The organism is Paraburkholderia dinghuensis, from assembly GCF_003837865.1.
In the GTDB taxonomy this organism is placed as follows: domain Bacteria; phylum Pseudomonadota; class Gammaproteobacteria; order Burkholderiales; family Burkholderiaceae; genus Paraburkholderia; species Paraburkholderia dinghuensis.
Genome location: NZ_RQIS01000023.1, coordinates 51,232 through 66,900, shown reverse-complemented (window position 1 = coordinate 66,900; position 15,669 = coordinate 51,232). Strand labels below are relative to the sequence as shown.

18 protein-coding genes are annotated in these 15,669 nt (G+C 61.3%); 11 read left to right on the top strand and 7 right to left on the bottom strand.

The features are described 5' to 3' along the window. Positions 1–41: 41 nt before the first annotated feature. Together D1Y85_RS23955 and D1Y85_RS23950 are read left to right on the top strand one after the other, a co-directional pair. On the top strand, positions 42–506 hold the full coding sequence (locus D1Y85_RS23955) for an Lrp/AsnC family transcriptional regulator (RefSeq protein WP_124153558.1): 465 nt from the start codon (positions 42–44) through the stop codon (positions 504–506). A gap of 44 nt (positions 507–550) precedes the next feature. Beyond that, a complete protein-coding gene (locus tag D1Y85_RS23950) occupies positions 551–784 on the top strand; it encodes a hypothetical protein (RefSeq protein ID WP_124153557.1) in 234 nt (77 codons plus the stop codon). 141 nt (positions 785–925) lie between these two features. Here D1Y85_RS23950 and D1Y85_RS23945 read toward each other — a convergent pair whose 3' ends face one another. The 3 genes from D1Y85_RS23945 to D1Y85_RS23935 form a co-directional block, all read right to left on the bottom strand. Then, positions 926–1,585: a glutathione S-transferase family protein gene (locus tag D1Y85_RS23945; protein WP_124153556.1), complete on the bottom strand. Its 660-nt coding sequence runs from the start codon at positions 1,583–1,585 to the stop codon at positions 926–928. A gap of 253 nt (positions 1,586–1,838) precedes the next feature. Further along, entirely contained in the window at positions 1,839–2,153 is a 315-nt protein-coding gene (locus tag D1Y85_RS27340) for a hypothetical protein (protein ID WP_221410335.1), read from the bottom strand. Between the two features lie 288 nt (positions 2,154–2,441). Next, entirely contained in the window at positions 2,442–3,497 is a 1,056-nt protein-coding gene (locus D1Y85_RS23935; protein ID WP_124153554.1) for a porin, read from the bottom strand. A gap of 897 nt (positions 3,498–4,394) precedes the next feature. On the opposite strand from D1Y85_RS23935, the gene D1Y85_RS23930 reads away from it, so the two are divergent. From D1Y85_RS23930 to D1Y85_RS23915, 4 genes are all read left to right on the top strand, one after another. Next, positions 4,395–6,710 (top strand): TonB-dependent receptor, encoded by a 2,316-nt coding sequence (locus D1Y85_RS23930; protein WP_124153553.1) that lies wholly within the window; start codon positions 4,395–4,397, stop codon positions 6,708–6,710. Positions 6,711–7,006: 296 nt separating this feature from the next. Then, the gene (locus D1Y85_RS23925) at positions 7,007–7,693 is read left to right on the top strand and encodes an energy transducer TonB (protein ID WP_185219114.1); all 687 of its coding nucleotides are present in this window, start codon (positions 7,007–7,009) and stop codon (positions 7,691–7,693) included. 49 nt (positions 7,694–7,742) lie between these two features. Beyond that, positions 7,743–8,498 (top strand): MotA/TolQ/ExbB proton channel family protein, encoded by a 756-nt coding sequence (locus D1Y85_RS23920; RefSeq protein WP_124153551.1) that lies wholly within the window; start codon positions 7,743–7,745, stop codon positions 8,496–8,498. Next, positions 8,489–8,917, top strand: coding sequence for an ExbD/TolR family protein (locus D1Y85_RS23915; RefSeq protein WP_124153550.1), 429 nt, complete (start codon positions 8,489–8,491; stop codon positions 8,915–8,917). Before D1Y85_RS23920 ends, D1Y85_RS23915 begins: the two co-directional genes overlap by 10 nt. A gap of 610 nt (positions 8,918–9,527) precedes the next feature. Here the strand turns inward: D1Y85_RS23915 and D1Y85_RS23910 are convergent. Further along, positions 9,528–10,112, bottom strand: a complete 585-nt coding sequence (locus tag D1Y85_RS23910) for an H-NS histone family protein (protein ID WP_124153549.1) — start codon at positions 10,110–10,112, stop codon at positions 9,528–9,530. Positions 10,113–10,624: 512 nt separating this feature from the next. Between D1Y85_RS23910 and D1Y85_RS23905 the strand changes: the two genes are divergently transcribed. Next, the gene (locus D1Y85_RS23905) at positions 10,625–10,993 is read left to right on the top strand and encodes a hypothetical protein (RefSeq protein ID WP_124153548.1); all 369 of its coding nucleotides are present in this window, start codon (positions 10,625–10,627) and stop codon (positions 10,991–10,993) included. Positions 10,994–11,158: 165 nt separating this feature from the next. Here D1Y85_RS23905 and D1Y85_RS23900 read toward each other — a convergent pair whose 3' ends face one another. After that, entirely contained in the window at positions 11,159–11,359 is a 201-nt protein-coding gene (locus D1Y85_RS23900; RefSeq protein ID WP_124153547.1) for a DUF2905 domain-containing protein, read from the bottom strand. Between the two features lie 127 nt (positions 11,360–11,486). On the opposite strand from D1Y85_RS23900, the gene D1Y85_RS23895 reads away from it, so the two are divergent. From D1Y85_RS23895 to D1Y85_RS23880, 4 genes are all read left to right on the top strand, one after another. Then, the gene (locus D1Y85_RS23895; protein WP_124153546.1) at positions 11,487–11,813 is read left to right on the top strand and encodes an ArsR/SmtB family transcription factor; all 327 of its coding nucleotides are present in this window, start codon (positions 11,487–11,489) and stop codon (positions 11,811–11,813) included. A 69-nt stretch (positions 11,814–11,882) separates the two neighbouring features. Continuing rightward, positions 11,883–12,944 carry an alkene reductase gene (locus D1Y85_RS23890; protein WP_124153545.1) on the top strand — a complete coding sequence of 354 codons (1,062 nt, stop codon included), beginning with the start codon at positions 11,883–11,885 and terminating at the stop codon, positions 12,942–12,944. Between the two features lie 284 nt (positions 12,945–13,228). After that, entirely contained in the window at positions 13,229–13,426 is a 198-nt protein-coding gene (locus D1Y85_RS23885; RefSeq protein ID WP_124153544.1) for a DUF3562 domain-containing protein, read from the top strand. A 254-nt stretch (positions 13,427–13,680) separates the two neighbouring features. Then, the gene (locus D1Y85_RS23880) at positions 13,681–14,016 is read left to right on the top strand and encodes a DUF2866 domain-containing protein (RefSeq protein WP_124153543.1); all 336 of its coding nucleotides are present in this window, start codon (positions 13,681–13,683) and stop codon (positions 14,014–14,016) included. Between the two features lie 23 nt (positions 14,017–14,039). On the opposite strand, the gene dapA is transcribed toward D1Y85_RS23880, so the two are convergent. Beyond that, positions 14,040–14,894, bottom strand: coding sequence for a 4-hydroxy-tetrahydrodipicolinate synthase (gene dapA / locus D1Y85_RS23875; RefSeq protein ID WP_124153542.1), 855 nt, complete (start codon positions 14,892–14,894; stop codon positions 14,040–14,042). Positions 14,895–15,196: 302 nt separating this feature from the next. Beyond that, positions 15,197–15,631: a bactofilin family protein gene (locus D1Y85_RS23870; protein WP_124153541.1), complete on the bottom strand. Its 435-nt coding sequence runs from the start codon at positions 15,629–15,631 to the stop codon at positions 15,197–15,199. Between the last annotated feature and the right edge of the window lie 38 nt (positions 15,632–15,669).

The following is a 15,669-nucleotide window of genomic DNA, read 5'->3' as shown; positions in this document are numbered from 1 at the left end:
CTAAAATCAAATCCGATCAAGAGGAAAAGCACTCACACCAAATGAGCGATCTCGACAAACTGGACCGGGCGATACTCGGTGCGCTGCAGACAGACGGACGAATCTCGAACGCGCGGCTCGCCGAAACGGTCGGCCTGAGCGAAACGCCTTGCGCGCGCCGCCTCAAGCGTCTCGAGCAAGACGGCGTTATCGAGCGGTACCGCGCCGTGCTCTCGCGCCGGGCGCTCGGTTATGGCGTAGTGGCGTTTGTGTACGTGCGCTTCGCCGTGCACGACCGGGCGCTCGCCAATCGTTTTGAGCGCGAAGTTTGCGCGATTGAGCGTATCGTGTCGTGCCATAACGTTTCCGGTTCGGCCGACTACATTTTGCAGATCGTCGCTCGCGATCTGGACGACTACGGCACGTTCATGCGCGACCAGTTGCGCAGCCTCCCGGGCGTGACGTCCGTGGAATCATCGCTGTCGTTGCGCGAAGTGAAAGCCGACGGCAGCCTGCCGTTACCGTGAGCGTTGCCCTCACCGACAAACCCCATCTCACACCGGAGCTTTCGATGAATCCAGAAGAGGCGCGAGCCGAAGAATCCCAGGCCATGGAGCGCGTCCTGACCGCTACGCAGCGGGTCAAGACGGCATTCTCCTCACTGCAGTCGCAGTTTCCCCCGACTGGCGACGGCCACCCCTCCCAGTTCGCGCTGACGGCCTTTGACGCCGCGCTCCAGGAACTGGAAGACGCCCAGGCCGCGTTCGACGAAATGCTCAACGATCTGCTGGACGGTAACCGCTGATTCAGGCAGCCTCCGCCGCGCGAGCGCGGCCGGAGGCTAACGCGCCCTCCCTACAGCTTTTTTGCCCGCGATATTTGATAAGCAATCCGTATCACACGAAAATAAATTCGGTCTTCGCGCAATGATTTGTGGGGCAAGACATCAATCCCGCTCGGGCGCGCCGAGCGGGAACAGTGGCCGGAACGGCCGCGCCTCCTCGACCGCCCGGGCGAAGGACGGTCGGGCGAGCAGTCGCGCACGATAGGCACGCAGCACGGAAAAGGTCTCGGGAATCCGGCATATCCAGTCCGCGTAAAACAACGAGGGCGACGCCGCGCAGTCCGCCAGCGTAAATTCCTCGCCAGCGGCCCACGTCCGGCCCGCCAGTTGCTTTTCGAGCCATGCGTAGGCGATTTCCAGCTTCTTCGTCGCAAAAGCCAACCCCTCTGCACGCCTCACCGGATCACCCGTCAAAGCGCCGTCCACGGCACGCTGACCCGGTCTCATGACGTGCAGATCGAAGAAACGGTCGAGGAAACGCACGTCCAGCGCTGCCGTCGGGTCGGCGGGCAACAAGCGAACCGGTCCGGGATGCGCAAGTTGCAGGTATTCGATGATGATGCTCGATTCAGCGATGTTGCGTTCGCCGTCCACCAGCAGCGGAAATTTGCGCACCGGCCAGCGACGCTGCCACTCGGCGGAGTGCTGCGGAAAATCCGGCCCGAGACAACGGAACTCGAAGGACGTGCCGTTTTCGTACAGCGCGATGAGCACTTTTTGCGTGTACGCGGAAAAAGGATGGCCATAGAGCGCAAGCGACATTTCGAAATCTCCGGGTAAAGACTACCTGTGGTGGGCGAACGGTTGAACGATGGATCTGCCGCCTGCACATTGCGAACCGTCCCGCCTTGAATCGATGTGCGTAACCTCGTCGATCGCGACTAGCACGGCGCCCCTTCGCGCCGACACGCATAAAGCAAATAGTCCGGTCGTTTTTCGACCGGGCCTTCAACGATCCATCCTGCCCGCACGATCGGTCTCGCTCGATATGTCCGCAATAACGAACACTTGTCCGTTAGCGGCATCCACCGCCCATATCGTGCCGCCGAGGTCCGGAAAATAGACAACGCCGTCGACCACCGTCGGTGTCGAGCGACCAGCGCGGGGTCAGCTTCGCCACGTTGTCCAACCCGATCGCTCGCTCTGTCGCGGCGCTGCGGGTATTACGGAGATTTTGCCCGGCCATCGGCCAGTCCCCCGCGCTTTGCGCAGCAGCGGGATCGGCGGCAACAATTCCACCCATCAGCGTGACGACGGCGACGACAGCCGGACTCCGCCACCGCAGCCGCAAATGCCGGGATGCGCTTTTCCTTTCGGAAGGAGTTCGCATTTTCCCTCTCCAGTAGAAAACAAATCGCACGACCGGAAAAAAGTGGCCGTCTGAAGAAAGAGCCCCGCCTGGCGGAGTCGTTCAATGACTGGTGGAGACTAGTCGTGGAGATTCACGACAAACATCGGGATTGAACAGGCGAGGAACCAGATCCCTGTGGAAAAGCATAGGGATCACCTAGTTGAATTACAAGAATGGCCAGGCGATGTAGCGTTGCTTATCAAAGGCACAATTTGCGTACCCTGCCACCGACGCCTGTCACTATTGCGAGCGGTCCAACGCCACAGCCTAGAAACGATCGATCATGCCGAGCTGCACACCACGCACCGGCGCGCCAGGCCAGGTCGGCGGCAGACCAATCACATTCACGCCGCGCAGCGTGAACGTCGCGTCGTTACGGTTGCGCAGCCAACCCGCGCTCGCGTAGAACAGCAAGGTCTTCGAGAAGTTGTACTCGCACATCGCGCTAAACTGGTCGGCATCGTTATCTTTCCCCGAAAGATCGCGCACATACGCGTAGCCAAGCGAAGCGTTTAACCGCACCGTGAATGCGTAGCGCAACGATACGGCAATCCCGTCGTTGTGAAGTGCGGATGCGCCACTCCCTGCCCCATTGAACCAGTCTGCAAACAACGTTGTTTTTTCGATTTCATACGTCACGCCACCCATGTTCGCGCGTAGCGCGCCGCTCCCGTGTGTCTGCTGATGCGCGTACGCGATCCGCAGCGGCCCGTACCGATACGAAACGGTCTCGAAGTTACCCGCAAGTCCATTGCCATTGTTGTCGCCCGGTGCACGCAGCGCCATCATTACAGTCGCATCAAATCCCGCAATATGAGGCAACAGATACGTAATCGCGTTGCTAACATATGGCGTGATCTTCGAAAAATTGTTCAGCCCCGACGCAATCGTCCCAGCGCCAAATGCATCGATCTCGCCTTTAAACGGGATATAGATCGGCGAGTATTGCTGCCCCACGCGCACCTCGCCCCATGGACCGCCCGCACCGATCCAGGCTTGACGGTTGAACAGCGTACCCGCTGTCGCTAACGTGCCATTGGCCGAGCTAAAGCCGTTCTCGAGCGCAAACAGAATGCTCGTTCCATCCCCGATCGGTTCGCTTCCCCGCATGCCGAATCGCGATCCGCGATACGCGCCCGAATCCATTCGCGTCACCCACCCGCCACCCGGATTCGTGATCTCAACGCTTGTGTCGATAACGCCGTAGAGCGTCACCGAAGCCTGCGCCCAGGCGCACGGCGTCACAACGAGTAACGTCCCCAGCGCGACAAAAACGCGCACCCGTCGTAAACAGCGCCATCTGTGCTGCCATTTGCCGATCATCGGTGATCTTTTCCGTTTTTGGTTGTGGTTATCGTTACGGCTCTAAAATTCTCCGCGCCGCAGCGTCGGCAAAAGCAGTCGACAATTTCAGACCATCTGACCAGCCCCGACTCAAATGCTGTGCATCACGCCGACACAGGTCGTGACCTGCGATTGGGCGACGAGCGGATTCCTCGTGAGTGTCGTGCCAGCTGGCGTCGCGAACACAAAGAATTCCGTGTGGCTGCCATCGCGCACGTAGCCCGCCCCAAAAACACACACGGGCGCCGGTTATTCGTTGCACCGAGGTGCATACAGTGTTGCGTGGCACGCCGGATCGCGTTGCGGATTTGACGAATCATTAATTAAGGAATACGAATCTAAAATCAATGTTCCGGTTTATCATGCCTAAATCCCGCCACGCACAGCCGTTTAATTTCAGTGCAAGGCTAGGGCAACTTCATTAAAACTGTCAACATTGAAGTCGCCTCAATGAGACATACTGGGGCGCGGCAACCGCAGCCTTAGTTTATTAACGTTTCGACATCCCCAGCCGTCCCAATGCGTCCCAACCAGCGCTTGAACCAGAGGCCGTAACTTCCGGGTTTTCGCCTGTTCACGCTTCCGGATAAATGCAGAAGCTATCAAACAGACGAATACACGGCTTCTCTTGATCAGACGTTGCTTGCCGGTAATCGCGAGCAAGCTCCGTGTAAGCCGAAAAGATCGATGTTCCTTCCCGCAACATGACGGGCGCAATTGAGCAATTCAGCATGCACTTCACGTGCGGTTCCGCCCGCTTCAGTAAATCCTCCAGGAGACAACCCGCAGTGTCTGTGCAAAGCTCCGGCGACCCATCGCATCTGCGGGTCACGCCGACAAGAACTTGCTCCCGAGCACGCCAGGCACAAAAGAACAATGCATATCGCCGGAACCTCTCGTCCCTCGCCGCGCGTCAGACATTGCGCCGGCCTCGCCCTATGCTTCGGCTCCGCGATCGCGGGCATGCCGCTCGCCGTCCGCGCGCAGACTGCGCAGTCTGCGCCGCCTGCGGACATGGCCACCGTGCCCGCCTCCAGCCCGGCCACGCAGCTCGCTCCTATCGTCGTGATCGGCACAACGCCGCTTCTCGGTATCGGCACGCCGCTCACGCAGGTTCCGGCGAACGTGCAAACCGTACGCGCCAGCGACATCGCGCAGCAGCACCGCCCCACGCTTAGCGACTACTTCGAGAAGAACCTGCTGAGCGTCGATATCAACGAGGCCCAGGGGAATCCCTACCAGACCGACGTAAACTATCGCGGCTTCACGGCTTCCCCGCTGCTCGGCACGCCGCAGGGGCTTTCGGTTTTTCTCGACGGCGTGCGCGTGAATGAGCCCTTCGGCGACGTGGTCAACTGGGACCTGATTCCGCAGCAGGCCATCGACACGATCCAGCTGATTCCAGGCTCGAACCCGACCTACGGCCTCAATACACTCGGCGGTGCGCTCGCGATCACGACCAGGAACGGTCGCGACCACCCCGGCGGTAACGCCGAGGTGAGCGGCGGTTCATGGGGGCGCAAGACCGCGCAGCTCGAACAGGGCGGCACGATCGGTTCGAACCTCGATTACTACGTCACCGGCAACGTTGCCAACGACGACGGCTGGGCCGACCACAACTCGAGCAGGGTGCGCCAGGGCTTCGGAAAGTTGCGCTACACCGACGCCGATACAACACTCTCGCTCTCCTCGGGCGGTGCGGACAACGACCTGCAGGGTTCGCAGACGATCCCCCGCTCGTTCCTCGACAACCCGCGGCAAGCCTACACGTTCCCGGATCAGAACAAGAACAGCGTCGCCTGGGTGACGCTTTCGGGCGACCACTACTTCAGCGACAACGTCGAGCTTAGCGGCAATATGTATTACCGCCATTACGACAACACGAATATCAGCAGCAATACCAACAGCGATTTCGATCCTGCCAACCCTGCTTCGTTTCCCGGTTCCAACGCGCAATCGGACATCACGACTGACAGCTACGGCGCGAGTCTGCAGCTAACGCTGCTCGGGAAGCTGCTCGGCATGAAGAACCAGTTCGTGCTCGGCGCAAGCGCGGACCTCGCGAATTCGCGATTCCTTCAATCGCAGCAGGACGCCTTCTTTACGGCGACGCGCGCGACGGTGGGCGTCGGCGACTTCCAGCTCCAGACCGACGCCAAAACACACAGCGCAAATTACGGGCTTTATTTCAGCGATACGCTCTCGCTCACTCAGCAGTTATCCGCGACGGTCTCGGGTCGCTACGATTGGGCGCGCGCCGACATCGGCGACGAAACAGGCCTGCAGCCGGCACTCGACGGACGTCACACGTTCTCGCGATTCAATCCGGCCGTGGGCTTGAACTGGAACCCCACGTCTGCTTTTACGGCCTACGCGAGCTACAACGAGGGTATGCGCTCACCGACCGTAATCGAGCTCGCCTGTGCCGACCCGAACGCACCCTGCTCGCTGCCGAACGACTTTCTCGCTGATCCGGATCTCAAGCCTGTGATCGCGAAGACGTTCGAAATTGGCGCGCGCGGCCAAATCGGCCAAGCGACGACCTGGAACGCGGCTGCGTGGCGCACCACGCTCTCCGACGACATCCAGTTCATCAGCGCCGGTGCGAGCAGTCAGGGCTTCTTCCAGAACGTCGGCAAAACGCGCCGCCAGGGCTTCGAGGTCGGCACGCACACGAAATTCGGTCCGGTCGGCATCGGCGCGAACTACAGCTACGTCGACGCGACCTATCAATCGACCTTCGTGTCGAGCAGCCCGAGCAACTCGAGCGCCGACGCGAACGGCAATATCGTCGTGCGTCCTGGCGACCGCATTCCTGGCATTCCCGCGAACACGGTGAAAGTGCGGCTCGATTACACGCCGGTTTCGCGGGTCAATTTCGGCGCGAATCTCACGTGGCGCGGCAGCATCTTCGCGCGCGGCGACGAGAACAATCAGGACGTGAACGGCACGATCGGCAGCTACTTTCTGATCGACCTCGACGCAACCTGGAACGTGACGAAGCAACTGCTGATCTTCGCGACAGTAACCAACCTGCTCGACAAGCAGTACGCGAGCTTCGGCGTACTCGGCGAAAATTTCTTCAACGGGCCGGGCCACACGTTTGACGCGGCGAATCCCGTGAACGAACAGTTCGTCGGCGTGGGAGCGCCGCGAGGTGCGTGGGTCGGACTGCGCTATGCGTGGAACTGACGCCCGGTTGAGAACGTGCGGGCTGGCGGAACACGGCGTTCCCGCACCGCCAGCGTCACGCCAGTCGCCCGGCGCAACACGATCGCGCCCATCGCGAAGCTGCCTCAGAATGCACGGTAACTGGAAAAACATCGCGGATACGCGCGGCCAGGGCCTCCGGGCGTGCAAGGCGGGGCCGCGCGGAGGAAAATCGCCGGGTAACGGATCGATTCCAGGCGGCGCGCGCCGCCTCAACGTTCGCGATGCAAGCGATGGCCACCGCTGAACACGCTCGACACGATGGACGGATTCGCGCCATGCGCGAAGTCGCCGTAGCGCTCGCCTCGGTACTCGCACTGCACGCAGCGCTCGCGTTGTGGCTGATACGCGAGGGGCCGGCGCGCGTCGAGCCGCGCGAAATGCCGCGTACGATCGTCGCGCGTCTGCTGAGCATGCCAAGCCCGCCTGCGGTTACGGTGCCGCCGCGCGCCGCGGTGCCGACGCCAGCGCACACACCGCCTCAGCCGCGTGCAATACCCGAAACAAACAAGAAAATCGCCATGCCGCCACAACCCGCGCAACGGCCGGGCACGCTCGCGCGTCACGAAGAGGCAGTCGCGCCAACGCCTCCTTCGCCCCCGCTCGCCGGTACGCCGACAACCGCTGCACCATCCGCTGCGCCGTCGACACCCGAGCCCACCGCACCGCCGCAGGCGATGCGTGCGCCGAAGCCCGTCTCGCACGTCGATTGCAGCATCGCGCAACCCGATTACCCTGAAGCCGCGCAAAGACGCGGCGAGGCGGGCACGGCGGTCGTACGTTTCGTCGTCGACGTGGACGGTCGCATCGAAAGTGCCCAGATCGTGCGAAGCAGCGGGTACACGCGCCTCGATAACGCTGCGCTCGATGCGCTGCGAAGCGGCACGTGCCGCCCCTCGCGCGACGCGGGCGTGCCGGTGCGAGTGGTGTTCGAGCAGCCGTTCGTATTCGGGCTCGCTAACTGACTGGATGATTGATCGAACCGGCCGCGCGTGCGGTCATGGAGAACGCGTTATGCAACATTACGGTCTTGCAAACGTCTGGGAACAGGGCGACACGATCACGCGCGCCATCCTCGTTGTGCTGTTCGCCATGTCGGTACTCTCGTGGGTGGTGATCGTCGTCAAGCTGTGGCGAATCGCGCAACTCACGCACCTCGTCGATCGCGCCGCCGCGCCATTCTGGCAAGCGGGCTCATTCGAGGCCGGCGTGCAGGGTCTCATCGAGGTGAAGAAATCGCCCGAGCAAAATCCATTGCTTGCCCTGGCGCTCTCCGGCCGGGAAGCGGCAGCCCATCATCGCGATACGCACGCCCAGCTAAGCGAGCGTATCGGTGTCTCAGAGTGGATCACACGCTGCCTGAAAGACACCCTGGATGAGTGCATCGCGCACATGCAAGGCGGCCTCGCGATGCTCGCTTCGATCGGCAGCACCGCACCATTCGTCGGCCTCTTCGGTACCGTCTGGGGTATCTATCACGCGCTCATCACGATCGGCGAAAGCGGACAGGCCTCGCTCGACCACGTGGCCGGCCCCGTCGGCGAATCGCTGATCATGACCGCGTTCGGCCTTTTCGTTGCGATCCCCGCCGTGCTCGGATATAACGCGCTCACGCGGACAAACCGGGCTTTGGTACGCAAGCTCAATCGCTTTGCGCATGATCTTCACGCGTACCTGGTGGCGGGGGCGCAGCCGGCCTCGCGCAGCCCGGTCGTAACGCTCGGCCAGCACAACGGCACCACGAGTGAAGGAGCAGTCGAATGGCAATGACCGGTCCTTTCGGTGACGACGCAGGCGACGACACCCTGATGAACGAAATCAACATGACGCCGCTCGTCGACGTCATGCTCGTGTTACTGATCGTGTTCATGGTGACGATACCCGCGATGCAGCACGCGCTGAAAATCGATCTGCCGCACGTTGCGAGCCAGCCCGTGTCGACGGCCGCGCAACACGTGGATGTGGGCGTCGCCGCCGACGGGTCGCTGCTCTGGAACGGCGAGCACATCGCCGAGGACGCGCTTGCCACCAAGCTGCTCGCCGCAGCGGCCGCGAAGCCGCAGCCCGAACTTCGCCTGCACGCGGACCGAAACGTGCGCTATGAGCGCGTCGCGGACGTGATGGCTCGGGCGCACGAAGCTGGTATCACACAGCTCGGATTCTTGACCGATCCGCAAAGACGCCCCTGAAGACGCGCAACGCGGGGGAACCTTCCGTCGGCCTGGTTCAGTAAGCGACTTATCGGATTGGCGCAGGGTTCTTCCCGTATTGGACGGTTAAAGCGACATCCTCATCAACCGGCGTGGTCGGCAACCGACACACCGAATAGCCGCGGAATCGACGATAACGATTTGCCGACGGGCGTTACCGCCCGCGCGTTCGCAATGAATTTATTGCCTGGAGCCTGAACCTGGTGGTTCTGCGCGGATTGGAGAGACGTGCAACAGGTCCAGAACGAAGCATCATTCTCGACTGCCGACTTTCCGGCGATCGGCTCACACAAGAATCTGCAGAAGCAAAATGCGTGAATTGCATGAGACGTTCTGCGGGGATACCGCGCGCGACATCGTCGAATGATGCGCTTGAACGCGAGGGCGTACTCACGCATGACCCGCGTGAATGCCTTGAGGATGACGTGAACGGCAGGGAATGGACGCTCGCGACTCGATCGATGCGAGCGTCCAGAAACTCAATTAACGACTTCTCACGTTCGGCCCGAAGCGGCTTAACACAGTCGTCGCGGCAGACGCTCTGATTCCAGCCACCAGGGCGTCTCGCCGGTCGAAATCGACTCGCTTATCAGGATTCTGCCGCAGGCGCCGCTGCATTCACCGCAGCGCTTGCACCTTTTCTCGCGGCAACTTTACGGCCAGTCGCACTTTTCCTCGCAGGCGCCGCCTTCTTGCGTGCCGCCGCGCGGCCCTGAGCCGATGCCTTCTTGGCGACCACCGCCTTACGGCCAACCTTCTTTACTGCTGCGCGTTTCGCGGGAGCCTTTTTCGCCGCCGCGGCTTTCGTACCGCCTGCCTTTTGGCCTGCGCTACCGTCGATAAGGAATCGCGAGCGATCCTTTACATCCTTGATCCACGCCGGCGCCCTGCCACGACCGCTCCACGTCGCGCCCGATTTCGGATCGACATACTTGGGTGCAACTGACTTTGTTGCGCCTCGCGCGGATTTCGCAGCGCCATTTGCAGTTTTCGCCGACGGCTTCCGGCCACGCTTTTTCCCGACAAAACTTTCAATATCAGCAACGCTCAGTCCGTGTTTGTGCATCAATCCACGGATTTTTTCGAGCCCGACCGCAGACTGCTTCTCGGCGATCGCCAAAGCCTGCTTTTCTAGTTTTGCTATCTTTACCTTGATCGAATCCAATGTAACCATTTATTCCTCCCACTGTCAGAATTGCACAACCAGGCGAACGCCTATCTAAATACCCCACCAAAACCGACGTTCAGTACGGCACGAATGATCGACGCCGGTGATTTCCCGAGATTATGGCGTCAAAGCCGACATACGTGCAAAAAAACTGCAATGAATTGATGTCTTTTCTGCTAGCGCGACCGACTCAAGACAAAAATGTCCGCAGCTCGATCGCAGTTTCGGGTGAACGTAATCCATCATTCAACGTCGCCACTGTTGGTGGAAAGCGTATTTTGGCGTGCTTTGAATTCACGCGCTGAACGGGATGTTGGCATATCCGGGTTTCCACGAATCAAGTCGCGAAGCAAACACAACAGAACGCAACCAGGCGCTGCGCGCTTGTGATTTGACGCCACTCCGAAATGTTACGTGGCCCGGCTGCATCGAAAATTTAAATTCTTCGTGAAGACTTCATCCGGCCTCACTCCGGCTTCCATACCGTACATGTGCGCGTCGTCATTCGCATTGCACGGATGCGAATACGCCGTACATTGCAGCAGTCAGGAAGCGATGGCGCCAGGACTCAAAAGCGCAACGAAGAGCATCTGCAAATTCGGCCTGACCGTCGGTCTGCCTTGTGCGTGATCGGTCAGATTCAGGCGGATTCGAACACAGGCGTATTGCACGTGCGATCTATACCGAAGGACCTGCAAATTGAAGAGAGAAAGCGTGGGACGCTGAATATGCCACGCCTGAGGACACACGAAATAGCAGCACCGCTTCCGTGGCTCTACTCATCCATCGAGCTCGATGCAAAAGTGATCGACGTGCATGCGTTTCGCGAAGCGGGACTTGCAGAACTGAGTGTGCGCGATTCGGGCAAGCCAGGACTGACTTCCTGAGCGACGATCACTAAGCACCCCGATTTCTATGCCGAAGGAAAATCGACACACGCAACCTGGCTTACCTCGCCGGGGCTTCGACGCTTTCGCGCGTTCGCCGTTTATCCCGGACTGAAATGGCCACAGCGGTTTCTTCTGCGAATGTCGACCGCCACATAGCCGCACTCAGCGCCGCAAGCGCCACAACAGCGCCGACACCGCGACCGAAATCGCAATGCACGTGACGATCGGGAAGTGGAGGTTGATCCCGCCACGAACGATATGAATGTCGCCGGGCAGCCGGCCGAAAGGGATACGCGCGAGCCAGCGCCATCCGAGGCCGCCAAGCAGGCACAGCGCGCCAACAAGAATGAGGAAGCGGTTCATGGTGCACAGTCACTCAAGGTAAGCGAACGTTATTTTGCGGCTGACTTTTCACCCCTATTGAAATCAGTGTCATCGCCCATATCGTAAAAGTGCGATATATACTTCGCCAAGACACGATGCTATCCGTATGAAGATACCCACTTCCGATCCCGTCGAAATCGACATCGATGCCATCCACAAGGCGCTCGCCAACCCGGTGCGGCGCGAGATTCTCGCGTGGCTGCGCGATCCCGAGGTCTATTTCCCCGATCAGGACTTCCCGCTGGATCAGGGCGTGTGCGCCGGCAAAATCGACGCGCGCTGCGGGCTGTCGCAATCGACCGTTTCCGCTCATCTCGCCGCGCTCCAGAAAGCCGGCCTCGTGAGCACGAAGCGCGTCGGCCAGTGGGCTTTCTTCAAGCGCAACGAACCGGTCATTGAGGCATTTCTTGCCCACATGAACGCGCAGTTGTAACGGCTCGTCTCGTCCTTTAATCGAATCGACAGTTTCAAGGCCGCGGGCGTCCCCGCAAAAGGTGAACACATGGCAACACTATTTGACCCCGTCAAGATTGGCGATCTCACGCTGCCCAACCGCGTCATCATGGCACCGCTCACGCGCCAGCGCGCAGGCGATGCACGCGTGCCCAACGCGCTGATGGCGAAATACTATGCCGAGCGCGCCTCTGCGGGTCTCATCCTCAGCGAGGCGACCTCGGTGACGCCGCAGGGCGTCGGATACGCCGAAACGCCGGGCATCTGGTCGCAGGAACAGGTCGAAGGCTGGAAGCTCGTGACCGAAGCGGTGCACGCCGCGGGCGGCCGCATTTTCCTGCAATTGTGGCATGTGGGCCGCGTGTCCGACCCGATCTTCCTCGACGGCGAATTGCCTGTCGCGCCAAGCGCCATCGCACCGCAAGGCCATGTGAGCCACGTGCGTCCGCAGCGCGCCTACGTCACCCCGCGCGCGCTCGAGACCAATGAAATTCCGGGCATCGTCGCCGCGTTCCGCCAGGGCGCCGTCAACGCGAAGGCTGCGGGCTTCGACGGCGTCGAAGTGCACGCTGCGAACGGCTATCTGATCGACCAGTTCCTCCAGGACAGTACGAACCATCGCACAGACGCGTATGGCGGCACGATCGAAAACCGCGCGCGCCTGCTGCTGGAAATCACCGATGCGTGCATCGACGTCTGGGGCGCCGACCGTGTGGGCGTGCATCTCGCACCGCGCGGCGACGCGCACACCATGGGTGACTCCAACCCGGCGGCAACCTTCGGCTACGTCGCGCGCGAACTCGGCAAGCGCAAGATCGCGTTCATCTTCGCGCGGGAGTCGCTCGGCGATAACCGTCTCGCCCCGCAACTGAAGGCTGAATTCGGTGGCCCGTTCATCGTGAACGAGAAGTTGACGCTCGAATCGGCACAGTCGCTGCTCGCGTCCGGTGAAGCCGACGCCGTGGCGTGGGGCCAGCTCTTCATCGCGAACCCGGATCTGCCGCGGCGCTTCGCCCTGAACGCGGCGCTGAATCAGCCGAACCCGTCGACTTACTACGCGCGCGGCGAAGTGGGCTACACCGACTATCCGGCGCTCGAAAACGTCGCGTAAGCAGGCAGAAACCACTCGCGCGCGTTGCACCTCGGGGCCGTGAGCGGCGATGGCATCGGCCATTGCCGCTCACGGCCTTTTCGTATGAACACGGCGCACCTCTGCAAAAATGTCCGGGTGATCGAGCCCGCAACTGACGCGTTGCAGGTCAAACGAAAACACCACGCTTTCGCACGGTTTCCCATAGGCCGATTCAATTGGCATCCGCGGGAAGTCTGTTCTGTAATTCAAACCCTGTCTGCCCGTCTCGAAACGTTGCTAACCCCGCCGACCGGAGACCCCTCATGCGTCACGCCGATGTTGCACAAATCGTGCATACCATTGCCGTCGAGACCAACACCCCCGAGGAAACTGTCGCGCGAATGTACGCCGATACGCTCGACAGCTACCGCGCCGACGCGCGCATCCACGACTATCTCCTGCTCTTCGCCGAACGCAAAGTCAGGGCGACGCTGCGTGGCGGTAATTCCAACCGGCACTGATACCCAGTTTCTCCTGCAGTGAATGCGCTTCACGCGGACCGTACCGGTCCGCGTGAAGCGCTCGCTCGCCGTCTTCCTCGCGCGCGCGATATCCATTCGGCTTTCGAGCTCTTAAGGTTCTTTTAATTATTCGCTGCAACCATACGATTACCCCTGTTGGGCCGCCAGAGCATCGGCGGCTTTTTTTTGTACGATGCCGCGTGCCACTCTGGCGGTGCCGCGCAACGAGCGAAGACGAGTCAAGGAGCCGCAGCATGGTTGAAGACGACGTACTGATGCATCTGCAAAGCCTGCTGGACGACAGTGCGCAATCAAACGTCGCAAGCTGTCGCGTCTTTACGCCGCACCAGAATCCGTGGGGCCGCCAGTATCTGCTGGTGGAATGGACGACGCCGCTCGACGACGGCGCGCGCCGCCAGGTCGTGCCCGCAGAAAGCACGGCACTCGACATCGCCCGGCTCGTCGCGTCCCACGTGCCCGGTCGCCGGATCATGCTCAACGGCGAGCCCGGCGAACCCGAAGCCGGCCGCGGCCGCGCCCGCCGCAGCCGCACGAGTGCCTCCACCGGGACACGCGCGGCACGCCGTTGAAGTCGCGCTCGCGCGCGCCTCCCTCACGCCGCCAGCTTTCCGAGGACCACCTCTAATTCCCTGCTCACGCGCGTCAGCGGCGAGCGCAGTTCGTTGCGAATGAGCCCGTGCTGCGCGAGCGCAGCCTTCACCGGCGCCGGATTCGGCTCCGCGAATGCGGCGCGCACCCACGGCACCAACGCATGCCATATCGCGCGCGCATCGGCGAGAGGCCCCTCGCGCAGCAGACGCTCCATCGCGACAAAGCGCTCAGGAAACAGATGCGCCGACGCCGCAATCGCCCCACTTCCGCCCGCGCACAGCAAGCCGAATATTTCGATATCCTCACCACATAGCACTTCGAGGCGTCCGTCCAGGAGCAGCGACAGTGTCTTGTCGAGCGAGCCGCCGCAATCCTTCACCGCTACGATCCGCTCGTGTCCCGCGAGTTCGAGGTGCGTCGGCAATTCGAGGCGCACGCCGGTGCGCGCGGGGATGTCGTAGAGGATCACGGGCTTTTGGCTCGCGTCGGCGATTGCAGCGAAATGGCCGATGACGCCCGCCTGAGACGGCCTGATGTAATAAGGCGCGCTCACCAGCACGCCCGCGACCGGCAACGCGCTGAGCACGGCCACGCGTTCGCAGACCGACGCCGTATGGTTGCCGCTCACACCCACTACCACGGGCAGGCCGTCCGCGGCAGCGAGCACTGTCGCGAGCACCGCGTCCCGCTCACGGTCGTCGAGCGCGTCGGGCTCGCCTGTGGTGCCGAGAGCGACTAATCCGGCAACGCCTGCGCGTGCGTAGTGGCGCACAAGCGCATCGAGCGCTGCGTGATCAACCTCGCCCGCGTTGAATGGCGTAACGAGCGGAATCCAGATACCTGAAAAGAGAGACATGAATTTCCCTTGAATTCGACCGAATGGAAGATCCGTCCAGCGGTGCGCACGAGAAAAACGAGTCGGGGAAAAAGCGGGAGGCAGGTGCCGTCGACTAGCTGTTCCGTCGCACATCCGACGGAACAGCTTGCTCCGGTCAGATGAGCGGCTGTTTTTTGGCTTTGGATTTCACGCTGACCGGCGACGACCCGCGCACGAAAACCGGCATCGCAAAAGAAGCGACGGCGTTCGAAACGGATCGGCAGGATTGATGGCGTGACATGGCGCTTAGTGTAACCGTGAACGAGTAGGCATGTATGGTGTCACGCGGGCGACGCGTCGTCCGCTGCCGGTTCCGGCGCGGCAAGCAACAGGTCGGGCGCGGTGCCGCCTTCGAGTTTGGTCAGCCGGCCTTCCACCACCGCACCGCATTCCATCTGCAGCTGCGCATAGCGGATGTTGCCGGTAACGTGCGCATTCGCTTTCAGTTCGACGAAATGTTCAGCGATCACGTCGCCGACGATCCGCCCGTTCGCAACGATATCGTATCCATGCACGTTGCCTTCGACGGCACTGGACTCGCTCAGCACGAGCAGCGTCTTCGCGCCCGGCTTGCCCGTGACGTTGCCGCGAATCTGCCCGTCGAGCCGCAGTCCGTCGGCAAACTCGACATCGCCGGTGATGCGTACGTCCTGCGCGATCAGCGTCGCGAGTTTGGTCTGCTGGATGCCTGCCTGAATGTTTTTCTTGCCGAACATGGATGCCACCGTGTTATTGATTACATTTGTCTCGTCGA

Excerpts from the sequence above, each read along its gene's own strand:
- D1Y85_RS23915 (WP_124153550.1), top strand. The coding sequence starts at position 8,489 with ATGGCAATGACCGGTCCTTTCGGTGACGACGCAGGCGACGACACCCTG.
- D1Y85_RS23910 (WP_124153549.1), bottom strand. The coding sequence starts at position 10,112 with ATGGTTACATTGGATTCGATCAAGGTAAAGATAGCAAAACTAGAAAAG.
- D1Y85_RS23885 (WP_124153544.1), top strand. The coding sequence starts at position 13,229 with ATGCGTCACGCCGATGTTGCACAAATCGTGCATACCATTGCCGTCGAG.
- D1Y85_RS23920 (WP_124153551.1), top strand. The coding sequence starts at position 7,743 with ATGCAACATTACGGTCTTGCAAACGTCTGGGAACAGGGCGACACGATC.
- D1Y85_RS23925 (WP_185219114.1), top strand. The coding sequence starts at position 7,007 with ATGCGCGAAGTCGCCGTAGCGCTCGCCTCGGTACTCGCACTGCACGCA.
- D1Y85_RS23955 (WP_124153558.1), top strand. The coding sequence starts at position 42 with ATGAGCGATCTCGACAAACTGGACCGGGCGATACTCGGTGCGCTGCAG.
- D1Y85_RS23900 (WP_124153547.1), bottom strand. The coding sequence starts at position 11,359 with ATGAACCGCTTCCTCATTCTTGTTGGCGCGCTGTGCCTGCTTGGCGGC.
- D1Y85_RS23945 (WP_124153556.1), bottom strand. The coding sequence starts at position 1,585 with ATGTCGCTTGCGCTCTATGGCCATCCTTTTTCCGCGTACACGCAAAAA.
- D1Y85_RS27340 (WP_221410335.1), bottom strand. The coding sequence starts at position 2,153 with ATGCGAACTCCTTCCGAAAGGAAAAGCGCATCCCGGCATTTGCGGCTG.
- D1Y85_RS23950 (WP_124153557.1), top strand. The coding sequence starts at position 551 with ATGAATCCAGAAGAGGCGCGAGCCGAAGAATCCCAGGCCATGGAGCGC.
- D1Y85_RS23905 (WP_124153548.1), top strand. The coding sequence starts at position 10,625 with ATGCGAATACGCCGTACATTGCAGCAGTCAGGAAGCGATGGCGCCAGG.
- D1Y85_RS23935 (WP_124153554.1), bottom strand. The coding sequence starts at position 3,497 with ATGATCGGCAAATGGCAGCACAGATGGCGCTGTTTACGACGGGTGCGC.
- D1Y85_RS23870 (WP_124153541.1), bottom strand. The coding sequence starts at position 15,631 with ATGTTCGGCAAGAAAAACATTCAGGCAGGCATCCAGCAGACCAAACTC.
- D1Y85_RS23930 (WP_124153553.1), top strand. The coding sequence starts at position 4,395 with ATGCATATCGCCGGAACCTCTCGTCCCTCGCCGCGCGTCAGACATTGC.
- D1Y85_RS23880 (WP_124153543.1), top strand. The coding sequence starts at position 13,681 with ATGGTTGAAGACGACGTACTGATGCATCTGCAAAGCCTGCTGGACGAC.
- dapA (WP_124153542.1), bottom strand. The coding sequence starts at position 14,894 with ATGTCTCTCTTTTCAGGTATCTGGATTCCGCTCGTTACGCCATTCAAC.
- D1Y85_RS23895 (WP_124153546.1), top strand. The coding sequence starts at position 11,487 with ATGAAGATACCCACTTCCGATCCCGTCGAAATCGACATCGATGCCATC.
- D1Y85_RS23890 (WP_124153545.1), top strand. The coding sequence starts at position 11,883 with ATGGCAACACTATTTGACCCCGTCAAGATTGGCGATCTCACGCTGCCC.